Below are 11,404 nucleotides of genomic sequence, written 5' to 3'. Positions count from 1 at the left end.
ATCGCAACCGTTTACGCCGCCCTTCGCGCAGCGGGCAAAACACGGCGCCCGCAGCGGCAATCGGCGCAAATACGCAGGCAGGAGGCGCAATGCCGCCCGCCCTGGCTTTGACACGTTCACAAGTGCCCACTATCATAGTAAAAGATTCGGCAACGAGCATATGACAATCGGATAAAAGGAAATGACCGGCGCGGCGCCCGCACAGCCCGCGCTGGCTTGCGGAGGGAACCAGGTGGGAATCCTGGGCAAGGGACATTACTGTATAGGACGCGCGGGCGAACCGCCTCGCGCCCCAAGCCAGACTGCTTCGCCTTTTCCTCACGGCATCGCCGTGGCGTTAGCTCCTTGTGAACCCCGAGGGGTGCGCTTTTCTTTCGCTTGTGCCGACAAGCAACTGTCGCCGGGGGACCGGCAAACCGAGGAAAGGAAAAACCATGTCCGACCAGATGTCACGCCGCAGCTTCATGGGCGCCGCAGCAACCGGAGCCGTCGCGCTCGCCGGAATCACGCTCGCGGGCTGCTCCAGCACCTCCGCAAGTTCCGAGAAATCGAGCGAAAAGGAGAAGGCCGTGAAGCCGGTCATCCTCGTCACGAGCTTCGGCACGAGCTACAACGACTCGCGCCACATCACCATCGGCGCCATCGAAGACGCTATCCGCGAGAAGTACTGGCAGGACTACGACATCCGCCGCGCCTTCACCGCGCAGATCATCATCGACAAGCTGAAGAAGCGCGACGGCATCACGATCGACAACATGACCGAGGCGCTCGACCGCTGCGTGAAAGACGGCGTGAAGGAAATCGTCGTGCAGCCGACGCATCTCATGGGTGGCCTGGAATACACCGACGTGAAAGACGAGCTCGACAAGTACGCCGACAAGTTCGACAAGATCTCGCTCGGCGACCCGTTGCTCACCTCCGACGACGACTACAAGAAGGTGGCCGCAGCCATTAAGGAGAACATGGCGTCCTTCGACGACGGCAAGACGGCGCTGTGCCTCATGGGCCACGGCACCGAAGCCGATTCCAACGCCGACTATGCCAAGATGCAGGAAGTGTTCAAGAACGAGGGCTTGACACAGTTCTTCGTCGGCACCGTCGAGGCTGAACCGACCTGCGAGGATGTTATCGCCGCCGCGAGCGCCGCAGGGTACAAGAAGGCCGTGCTCGCGCCGTTCATGGTGGTCGCGGGCGACCACGCGAACAACGACATGGCAGACGAGACCGACCCCGACAGCTGGGCTGCGAAGTTCGTGGCCGCCGGCTTCGAAGTGACGTGCCTGCTCCAGGGTCTGGGACAGAACGTCGCGGTCGACGACATCTACGTCTCACACGTGGACGACGCCATCGCCAAGCTCTAAACTCGCCGCGCACGGGGGCGCCGGTCGCGTCCCCGTGCAACGGGCATGCGCCTTCCCCGACCGACGGCGCATGCCCGTTGCATTCGCATCCCGCCCGACCACCGCACGGCGCGGGCGGTCGAAGCGATTGAAAGGAACCCCTCCATGTTGAAGAAAACCCTCGTCTTCGCCCTGTCGGCGGCGCTTCTCGCGTTCTCGCTCGCCGGCTGCGCCGGAAATTCAAGCGACAGCGCAAAGGCAAGCGATGCCGATTCCCAGGAAAGGACCGAACAGGCGGCAGATGCGCCCGAGGGCACAAGCGCTGCCCCCATCACCGCCGACAAGGTGGCCGACGGCACCTATCCGATCACCGTAGATTCCAGCTCAAACATGTTCAGGATTGTGGACGCACAGCTCATCGTGGAAAACGGCTCCATGCACTGCGTGATGACGCTTTCCGGCACGGGCTACGGCAAACTCTTCATGGGCACGGGCGACGAGGCTGCCGCCGCGAGCGAGGCCGACTTCATCCCCTATGTGGAAAACGCGGAAGGCAAGTACACCTACGACGTGCCCGTTGAAGCGCTCGACGAGGACACCGCCTGCGCCGCGTGGAGCATTAAAAGGGAGCGGTGGTACGACCGCACGCTCGTGTTCGAATCCGCCGGCGTCGATCTGCGCGCCGACGCACTGAAGTAACGCCATGCGGTCGATTCTTCCCAAGGGGGAAAACAGGAAGCGCCACAGCATCGCGGCGCGCGCGATCGCCTGCGCTCTCGTCGCCCTGCTCGCGCTTCCCTTCGCGGGGTGCAGTGCGAGCCCGAACGCGACCGGTGGCACGGCGGGCTCTCAGGAATACACTGTGAGCGTCTCGCTTTCCGGCGGGTCAGGGCGCGCAAGCATCGCCTCACCCACCACAATTGTGAAGGATGGCGACACCTACACCGCGACCATCACCTGGTCGAGTTCGAACTACGACAAGATGACCGTCGACGGCGTGGACTACGCGCCCGTAAACGACGGCGGCAACTCCACGTTCGAGATACCCGTCACGCTCGACGAGGACATCGCCGTGTCGGCCGAGACCGTCGCCATGTCGACGCCGCACACCATCGACTACACGATCCACTTCGACTCATCCACCATGAAGGAGAAATCGGGCGACGATGCAAGCGGCGGCTCCCCTGCAGGAACGGCTTCAAGCGCCGCGGCCGACTTCCACAACGCCGATTTGGGCTGCGGCTGGGAGCCGACGGGGGCGCTTCAGCTTGAATACGCCAAGCTCTTCACTGTCGACGAGTACGAAGGCGGCCTGCGGCTTATCTGCATTTCGAACGGGGAGCGCTTCCTCGTGGTGCCGCAAGATGCGAAGGTACCTGATGGGTTGAGCTCCGACATCGCGGTCATAAGGCGCCCCGCCGACAAGGTGTACCTCGTGTCGTCGGCGACGATGTGCCTGGTCGACGCGCTCGATGCGAACGACAATATCTTAATGTCGGGCACGAAGGCCGACGATTGCTCGGTCGCGGGCTTCAAAAGCGCGCTCGAAAGTGGGGCGATCGCCTACGGCGGCAAGTACAGCGCGCCCGACTACGAGCGAATATCGGCCTCGGGCTGCACGCTCGCCATCGAGAACACCATGATCAACCACACACCCGATGTGAAGGAAAAGCTGCAGAAGCTCGGGCTCGTCGTGCTCACCGAGCAGTCGTCAAGCGAGCCCGAAGCACTCGGGCGCGTCGAGTGGATTAAGCTTTTCGGCGTCCTGTTCGACAAGGAAGACGAGGCCACGCACCTGTTCAACGAGCAGAAGGCCCGCGTCGAGCAAACGTCGGGGCTCGCGTCGTCAGGTAAAACCGTGGCGTATTTCTACATTAACTCGAACGGGGCCGCCGTCACGCGGCGGGCGGGCGACTACGTGGCGCAGATGATCGAGCTTGCAGGCGGCAGCTACGCGCTCGATGACGCGCAGACGGCGTCGACGTCAGGTTCGTCAGTAACGCTCGAAATGGAGCGCTTCTACGCGACGGCGAAGGATACCGACATCATCGTCTACAACGGCACCATCGACGAATCGGTTGCCACCTTGAACGACTTCGTAAGCAAAAACGCGCTATTGTCGCAGTTCAAAGCCGTGAAGAACGGCAACGTCTGGGTCACAAGCGCCGACATGTACCAGCAGATGACTTCTACCGCCGACATTATCGACGAGCTGCACGGGGCGTTCACCGGCGATGACGCGAGCGACTTCCATTATCTGAGGAAGCTCGGCTAGCACCATGAGAAGCCGACTTTCCATGACATATGACGAATCGGGGCGCGCCGCGCGGTGTCGCGTCGTGACGGCGCTGCTCGCTGTTGCCCTCATCGTGCTCGTCGGGGCCAACCTGTGCATCGGGAGCGTGCTCGTGCCCGCAGACCACATCCCCGGCATCCTTTCGGGCGGCGCGGCCAATTCCATGGAAAGCCAGGTCATCTGGGAGATTCGCCTGCCGCGCGTGCTTTCAGCCGTGCTTCTCGGCGGGGCACTTTCGCTCTCCGGGTTCCTACTGCAGACGTTTTTCAACAACCCCATCGCCGACCCGTTCATCTTGGGCGTCTCCTCGGGCGCAAAGTTCATCGTCGCGCTTACGATGATCGTACTTCTAGGCGCGAACCAGGCCATGTCCTCGCCGGCCATGGTGGCCGCAGCGTTTCTGGGCTCGCTTATCACCATCGGCTTCGTGCTCCTCATCGCACGGCGCATAAGTTCCATGGCCATGCTCATCGTGGCGGGGGTCATGGTGGGATACATCTGCTCGGCGGCGACGAACTTCCTCATCGCCTTCGCCGACGACCAGTCCATCGTGAACCTGCACAACTGGTCTTTGGGTAGCTTCTCGGGTTCGAGCTGGGACGACGTCGCGGTCATCGCGGTCGTGGTGATCACCGTGAGCGCATGCGTATTCGCGATATCGAAGCCCCTTTCCGCCTTCCAGCTGGGAGAGGCCTACGCGAAAAGCGTCGGCGTGAACGTCGCACGCTTCCGCGTGGTGCTCGTCCTTCTAGCGAGCATGCTCTCCGCCTGCGTGACCGCGTTCGCTGGTCCGGTGTCGTTCGTAGGCATCGCGGTTCCGCATCTCGTGAAGTCGGCGCTAAAGACGTCGAAGCCCATCCGCGTGATTCCTGCGTGCTTCTTGGGAGGCGCCATCTTTTGCGCGGGCTGCGATTTGATCGCGCGCACACTGTTCTCTCCCGTCGAGCTTTCCATCAGCGCCGTCACCGCCATCTTCGGCGCGCCGGTGGTTATCGCGCTCATGTTGAAGAAACGGGTGAGGTAGATGGGGGAATTCGTGCCGCGGCCCAAAACGCCCGGAGGGGACATTCCATGCATAGACAGTCCTGAGCTCGCACGAAAGCGCCAGAAGGCACTTTCGGCTCATGCGGAACCGCGCGCGGAACGCCTCCTCCGAGCGGAATCGAACCTCGAAACCCAGGTCGAAACCCAGGTCGAAACGCAGGCTGACGGAGCGCCGCTTTTCCGCATAAGCGACCTGTCGGCGGGCTACGACAAGAAGGTTGTAGTCAAAGGCGTCGATCTGGAGGTTCGCGCGGGCGACGTCGTGGCGCTCATCGGGCCGAACGGCTCGGGCAAGTCGACCATCTTGAAAACCATCACACGCCATCTGGCACCGCTTGCCGGTGCGGTCGAGCTCGACGGACGGGAGATTTCCCGATGGAAGACGGCGGAGTTCGCAAGGAACCTTACCGTTATGCTGACGGATCGCCCCCGGACCGAGCTCCTCACCTGCCGCGATATCGTAGAGGCGGGAAGGCATCCCTACACCGGGCGAATGGGCACACTCTCGCCCGACGACCATAGTCGGGTCGATGAGGCCATGAAAACCGCACATGTGGAAGAGCTCGCCGAGCGCGACTTCATGCAGATAAGCGACGGGCAACGCCAGCGAGTCATGCTCGCACGCGCCATCGCGCAGGATCCGCGTGTGCTCGTTCTCGACGAGCCCACGTCGCATCTCGATATCCGCTACCAGATCGACCTGCTGCGAATACTTCGCCACCTTGCGAAATCGCGGAATGTGGCTGTCATCATGTCCATCCACGAACTCGAGCTCGCGCAGAAAAGCGCCGACAAGGTGATTTGCGTGAAGGACGGCCGGGTCTTCCGCGCCGGCGCACCCGAGGACATATTCACGCGCGAGACGATTGGCGAGCTCTACGGTCTTCAACATGGCACCTTCAACGAGCGCTTCGGCAGCGTGGAAATTGGGCGCCCGCACGGCGATGCGCACACGTTCGTCATCGCCGGCGCAGGTACGGGGTCGGCTGTGTTTCGCCAGCTCATTCGGCAGGGCAAGGCGTTCTACACGGGCGTTCTGCACGAAGGGGACATCGACTGCGAGCTCGCGCGCGACCTGGCGGCGGAATGCGTGACCGAGCGCGCCTTCGAGCCGATCGGGGATAGAACCATAGCCCGCGCCAAAGAGCTCCTCGTCCACTGCGCGCGCCTTATCGTGTGTCCCGCCGCCTTCGGCACCATAAACGCCCGCAACGCAGAGCTCGTCGAGTTCGCACGCTCGCACGGTATCGAGGTCATGCGAGCGTGCGAAGGCGCATCGGAGGATTCCCAATTGGGGTGGAAAGGATAAACTGGACTTTCTTTTAAGGATCCTCAGGCTACAGCTCCTACGCCGGCGAGGTCTACAAGGCGCCGGAGAACCTCGTAAACAGGAATTTCCACGCCGACGAGCCCAACCTGCTGTGGCTCACCGACATCACCGAGTTCAGGCTCCCGGGCGGCGAGAAGGTCTACCTGAGCCCGGTCATCGACTGCTTCGGCGGGATGCTCGTCGCCTGGTCGATCGGGCTGCACCCCGACAAGCGCCTCGCGAACTCAAGCCTGCGCCTAATCCAAGCGAGATTCCAGACTCGACAGGCCATTGAGAGTCAGGTCGTTGGCGACCTCCGAGACGCGCTCGATAGGAACCGAGCCGTCAGACAGCGCCCATGTGCGATAGATTCCGATAATACCCGACAGCAAAAACGCCAGATAGTAGTCGAACATCTCGTCCTTGAGACCTTGGGGCAGCAGATCGCGCTCGGCAATCTCGTGCTCGAGCGGCGCACGAAGACGAGCCATAAAATCATCGAGCGGAATGTTCTCGATCAGCTGACGATTGAGCACCAGGTTGTTGCACAGCGCCTCGTTAACGGTTTTAAAGAAGGTCGCCGCCGCGCCCAGGGCGCGCTCGTTGGTGTCACCGTCCATGGAAGCAAGCGTTTTCTCGACCGAGTCGACAATCATCTCCACCACATCGACGGCAATGGCATCGAGCAAGCCATCAACCGTACCAAAGTGCACGTAGAAGGTCTTGCGGTCGACATTGGCCTCGCGCGCGATGGCACTCACCGTAATGTCTGCCAGCGGCTTTTCCATGAGCAGGCGCTCGAAAGCGGAAAGGATGGCATTGCGGCTGCGAACGATGCGGCGATCAATACGCGGTTTACTGGTGGCCATGGGTGTGTCCCTTCGATATACGGGCATTCATCAACAGATGAGAGATAATCTACGTAAGAGGATTATCCCCCATACAGCACAAATATGCCCCGCATCATGAAGAACGCACGACTGCCCTACTGCGACTTAGGGTGCTTCTTCTTATTGAGTGCCGACGGAGATACGCGAATACCGTCGCCCGTCTGGCGCACATAGGCTTTATGAGCCGGCTTAGCGGTCCCAGAAGCCTTCTGAGCGTGCTTCTTGGGATCAACGGTAACCGCATTCGTAGGGTGCGGCTTAGTGGGCGCAGAGGGCGTCTGAGACGTGCGGCCGAGTTTGCGCATCACGCGATCCCAGCGCGCATGGATGCTCTCGTTGTGGGCGCTCTTAAGTCCCAGCAGGGGCGCAGCCAAAATGGTCGGCGCAATAAACGTAATGAGGCGCCACAGCAGATAGCCGGCGGTCGAAGCCGACCCAAAGAAATGACCCAAGAACAATGCAAAGCCGCCCTCAGCGCCACCAGTTCCACCGGGCAAGGGAACCGCAGAGCTCAGCAGCTGGACAAAGGCACTCGCGGCCATGACCGAGAAAAAGTCGACCTCGTGATGGCCAAAGGCAAGCATCAGGAAATACGGAACCAGATAGAAAAACGCGAGCTGCAGCATGGTGATAAACACGGTGAGCAGCATGGAAGAAAAATGTCCGGCCGAAAGCTTGAACTTCTCGGAGAAGGAGTAGATCTCGCCGTCGACAAACGTGCGCCATCCCTCGATCTTAGTGGCCGAGACACCTATGCGCTCGAGCCAATTGATGATGCAATGGGCGACGCGCGTGACGGTCTTAGGCATGAGCGCGACGGCGAAGATACCAAGCAAGATGCAGCAGTGGCCGCCAAAGCTAAAGACGCACAGCAGCGTCATGTCGCCATAGCGCTCGGCGAAAAACGGCATGCGGGCAAGCAGCAGAATGGCGCCCCAGGCAACAAGGCCAAACTGATACACGATAAAGCGCGTGAACTGCGTGGCTCCGGCCTCGCCGACATTTTGGCCCGCTTTGGTCAGACGGTAGATCTGGGCGGGAGTCGAGCCCATCATCATGGGCGTGAGATTGCCAAAAAAGATGCCGCTCGCCTCGACCGAGATCAGGTCGCGAATGCCGACGGGTGAATTGGGGTCGAGCCAGACGGCGATCGCATAGGCCACAATGCCAAAGAACAGATACATGAACATGCATAGACACGCGGCAACGAGCCAGGGCGCCTGGACGCTCGACATAGCGGCCCAAAACTGCCCCATCTGCCCGGTTACCACCAGATAGACGATATAACCCACCAGCACGACGCCGATAAAGATGGCGCCGCGGCGTGCACTCTTATTGTCATCGCCGCCCGAGGCCTCAACCTCGACCTGGGGCTTGGACGTATGCTGAGAGGACTCCGTCATGAGACTCCTTCTAACAGTCAAAATATCTTGGTAATTGTACCCGTAAGGGCCATAAGCAGAACGCAAAGCTCTTGTTCAAACGGGAATTGCAGACGGTTGTTTGATAATAAAAAACCCGGCCTTCCATGGGAAGTCCGGGTATCAGATGCGTGGTAGCCCGTACCAGATTCGAACTGGTGATCTCCGCCTTGAGAGGGCGGCGTCCTAAACCGCTAGACGAACGGGCCATAAGCCTCAGCAGAAAAGAAGTGGTAGCCCGTACCAGATTCGAACTGGTGATCTCCGCCTTGAGAGGGCGGCGTCCTAAACCGCTAGACGAACGGGCCACATGACATCTGCACTGCCGTGCTGCCAGGAAGTATATTACGGGACAAAAAACGTCAGCGCAAGAAGAAATTCCAAATTGCCGAAAAATTGTCGGCAGGTTATGGAACACGCAGGTAAACAGGATAGCTAATTCAAGTTGAGATGGACCAAAAGAGCTTCGCGCTCGTTGGAAATGTTGTCTTCGATCACGGCGTCGAGGGCGGAGTTGAGTAGCTGGCCTAGCTCGGGCCCGGGCTTGACTCCGGCACGGATCAGGTCGCCGCCGTTAATGGCGAGCATCTTGAGCGTATAGGGCTCCCCCGCCTTCAGCAGCTCGTGCGCCATCGCGCGCATCTCCTCAATCGTCTCGACGTAATAGAAGCACGACGGGGCCTTACCAAGTGTGTCAGCACGCTTAAGATCCATGAGCTCGTCCATCAGACGCGGCGTGTCGACGCCCTCGCCCGAAAGCGCGCGCATCATATTGAGCAGGCAGGAGCGCTCGGGGCGCAGCGGCTTGTCATGGTATTTGATGAGCAGGCACACATCGCGCACCAAATCGTGCGAGAGCGCCAGGCGATCCATAATGACGCGCGCCTTCTTGGCGCCGAGCTCGGGATGACCGTAGAAGTGGCCGCTGCCGGCGTGATCGACCGTAAAGCAATCGGGCTTGGAGACGTCATGCAAAAACGCTGCCCACATTAAGCTCGGCGAAGGCGCCACGCCATCGCACAGCGCCAGCTCCCCTGCCACCGTCAGCACGCGGGCGATATGTTTGTAGACGTTAAACGCATGATAGACACTGCGCTGGTCAAACCCACGAGCCGGCGCAAGCTCGGGCACGGCGGCGCAGATGAGCTCGGGGTAGCGCAGCATCGCGTCTCCCCCGTGGCCGGTCGATAGAATGCCCTCGAGCTCAATACCCACGCGCTCGCGCGCCACGGCATCGAGCAGCGGCGCGCACTCGGCAAGGGCACACTTGGTCTCGGGCTCAATCACAAAGTCCAGGCGGCAGGCAAAACGCACCGCACGCAACATGCGCAGGGCATCCTCGTTAAAGCGGCGCTTGGGATCTCCGACGGCACGAATCAGCTTGCGGTCTAGGTCGCCCTGGCCATCGTAGCGGTCGACAAGGCCGCGCTCGGGATGCCACGCCATGGCATTGACGGTAAAGTCGCGGCGCGCCAGATCGTCCTCAAGCGAAGCGGCGCGCTCCACACTCTGAGGATGACGACCGTCGGTATAGAAGCCGTCCAGGCGATAGGTGGTGACCTCAATGCGCTCGCCATCGCAAATAGCCGTAATGCCGCCAAATTTAATGCCCGACTCAACTACCGCAATGCCGGCGGCCTCGAGTGCCGCCTTGGACTCCAGCCACAGGCCGCTACAGCACATGTCGACATCGTGGCTGGGACGTCCCATCAGGGCGTCACGTACCCAACCGCCCACGTACCAGGCCTCAAGACCGGCATCCTCGAGGGCTCGCAACACGCACAGAGAGGCGGCTGACGGCTGCGTAGCGTTGAGCGAAACATTGCACATTCCTGTGGCCTCCTGCAATTGCGGGCATATCGATTGACGGTTTCCAAGAAGTCTAGCAAGAAATGAGAGCGGGCGCACACGCGAACCCACATCTCGCGTGATTGAGTGCCAAGTCCTCGGCTACCAAAATGAAAAAGCACCCGCCTCGGTAATCCGAGACGGGTGCTCAACAAAGCAAGAAACCAAGGCCCGTACGTTGCGCTAGCAGACCTGACGGATGGCAATGCCCTTCTGATACTCATCGACCTTGGCAAAGTCGCCCAGGCCCGGGCACTCGACCACGTTGGCGCCGGTGGCCATCGAGAGGCGCAGGGCGTCCTCGACGCGCTCGGGAGCGTCGTGCCACACGGACAGGAAAGCGGCCAGCGAGGAATCGCCGGCGCAGACCGTCGACAGCAGCTTGACGTCGAAGGTGCGCTTGGCAAACCAGATGTGCTCCCCGTTGGAGAAGTATGCACCGGCACCGCCGAGGGTCAGCAACACGTTCTTGGCGCCCTTGGCATGCAGCTCGGCCATCGCGCCCCTGACAGACTCGTCGTCGCCACCGCTCACCTTAATGCCAAAGATGTCGAGCAGCTCGTCGTCGTTGGGCTTAATGAGCAACGGCTCCATGGCAATAAGGTCGGCCAGCTGATGGCTCGAGATATCGAGCACGAACTCGGCGCCCTTTGCCTTAACACGGCGAAGCACCTCGGCCAGGAAACCCTCGGAGGTGTTGGGAGGCAGCGAGCCGCTGATGACCAGGCAGGTCATATCGTCGAGTGAATCGATGAGCTCAAACATCTCCTGCTCGTTGGCCTCGTTGATGGCGGCACCGGCGTTGACCATGTTGTACTCGGTATCGGGACCGGCGTTGAGGAAGACGTTGACGCGCGTAATGCCGTCGGTCCACACGGGCTTGACGGGCACGCCCAGGGCCGCGGCGCCCTTGACGATGAACTCGCCCGAGAAGCCGGCAAAAAAGCCCAGGATTGTGGTGTCGACGCCGTAGTGATCGAGGGTGAACGAGACGTTGAGGCCCTTGCCGTTGGGCGTGTAGACCGCGTTACGCGTGCGGGTGACGGTGTTGGCCGAAAGGCCGTCGCAGGCGATGTTGTAGTCAATGGCAGGATTTGCAGTGAGCGTATAAATCATGAATGTTCCTTTCACAAGGCAACGAGTTAATGAAAGTATATTCCACGCATCGATAAAAGGCTACAACAACTCGGTGAACGGTGTGGAAGCGATGAAGTACCTTGATTCTCATTTTCATTGCAACAGCCTCAGGACTCAGC

The 11,404-nt window shown here is 60.7% G+C and carries 9 protein-coding genes, 2 tRNA genes and 1 pseudogene; 6 read left to right on the top strand and 6 right to left on the bottom strand.

Translation table 11 applies throughout. The annotated features are described in order from the left end of the window. The first annotated feature begins 434 nt into the window (after nucleotides 1-434). From DW136_RS03680 to DW136_RS10105, 6 genes and pseudogenes are all read left to right on the top strand, one after another. The gene (locus DW136_RS03680) at nucleotides 435-1,361 is read left to right on the top strand and encodes a sirohydrochlorin cobaltochelatase (RefSeq protein ID WP_117639389.1); all 927 of its coding nucleotides are present in this window, start codon (nucleotides 435-437) and stop codon (nucleotides 1,359-1,361) included. A 144-nt stretch (nucleotides 1,362-1,505) separates the two neighbouring features. Further along, on the top strand, nucleotides 1,506-2,039 hold the full coding sequence (locus DW136_RS03675) for a hypothetical protein (protein ID WP_117639387.1): 534 nt from the start codon (nucleotides 1,506-1,508) through the stop codon (nucleotides 2,037-2,039). A 4-nt stretch (nucleotides 2,040-2,043) separates the two neighbouring features. Further along, nucleotides 2,044-3,615, top strand: a complete 1,572-nt coding sequence (locus DW136_RS03670; protein ID WP_147351637.1) for an ABC transporter substrate-binding protein — start codon at nucleotides 2,044-2,046, stop codon at nucleotides 3,613-3,615. Nucleotides 3,616-3,637: 22 nt separating this feature from the next. Next, the gene (locus tag DW136_RS03665; protein WP_118289099.1) at nucleotides 3,638-4,660 is read left to right on the top strand and encodes an iron ABC transporter permease; all 1,023 of its coding nucleotides are present in this window, start codon (nucleotides 3,638-3,640) and stop codon (nucleotides 4,658-4,660) included. Continuing rightward, nucleotides 4,661-5,989 (top strand): ABC transporter ATP-binding protein, encoded by a 1,329-nt coding sequence (locus tag DW136_RS03660; RefSeq protein WP_118289098.1) that lies wholly within the window; start codon nucleotides 4,661-4,663, stop codon nucleotides 5,987-5,989. Between the two features lie 29 nt (nucleotides 5,990-6,018). After that, nucleotides 6,019-6,243, top strand: a pseudogene (locus DW136_RS10105) (DDE-type integrase/transposase/recombinase); the annotation flags it as partial. A gap of 3 nt (nucleotides 6,244-6,246) precedes the next feature. Here the strand turns inward: DW136_RS10105 and DW136_RS03650 are convergent. The 6 genes from DW136_RS03650 to DW136_RS03625 form a co-directional block, all read right to left on the bottom strand. Continuing rightward, nucleotides 6,247-6,858: a TetR/AcrR family transcriptional regulator gene (locus DW136_RS03650; protein ID WP_158565217.1), complete on the bottom strand. Its 612-nt coding sequence runs from the start codon at nucleotides 6,856-6,858 to the stop codon at nucleotides 6,247-6,249. Nucleotides 6,859-6,974: 116 nt separating this feature from the next. After that, complete coding sequence (locus DW136_RS03645) at nucleotides 6,975-8,282, bottom strand: lysylphosphatidylglycerol synthase transmembrane domain-containing protein (protein ID WP_117765642.1); 1,308 nt, start codon at nucleotides 8,280-8,282, stop codon at nucleotides 6,975-6,977. A gap of 150 nt (nucleotides 8,283-8,432) precedes the next feature. After that, nucleotides 8,433-8,509 (bottom strand) — tRNA-Glu (locus DW136_RS03640). Nucleotides 8,510-8,531: 22 nt separating this feature from the next. Then, nucleotides 8,532-8,608: transfer RNA gene (locus tag DW136_RS03635), tRNA-Glu, on the bottom strand. A gap of 127 nt (nucleotides 8,609-8,735) precedes the next feature. Continuing rightward, on the bottom strand, nucleotides 8,736-10,130 hold the full coding sequence (locus tag DW136_RS03630; RefSeq protein WP_118289097.1) for a CCA tRNA nucleotidyltransferase: 1,395 nt from the start codon (nucleotides 10,128-10,130) through the stop codon (nucleotides 8,736-8,738). Between the two features lie 201 nt (nucleotides 10,131-10,331). Continuing rightward, nucleotides 10,332-11,264 carry a 1-phosphofructokinase family hexose kinase gene (locus DW136_RS03625; protein ID WP_118289096.1) on the bottom strand — a complete coding sequence of 311 codons (933 nt, stop codon included), beginning with the start codon at nucleotides 11,262-11,264 and terminating at the stop codon, nucleotides 10,332-10,334. Nucleotides 11,265-11,404: the final 140 nt, after the last annotated feature.

This window comes from Collinsella sp. AM12-1, assembly GCF_003472325.1.
In the GTDB taxonomy this organism is placed as follows: Bacteria; Actinomycetota; Coriobacteriia; order Coriobacteriales; family Coriobacteriaceae; genus Collinsella.
Note: the sequence above shows the minus strand (reverse complement) of the source record. Positions and strands in the feature narration are given on the sequence as shown.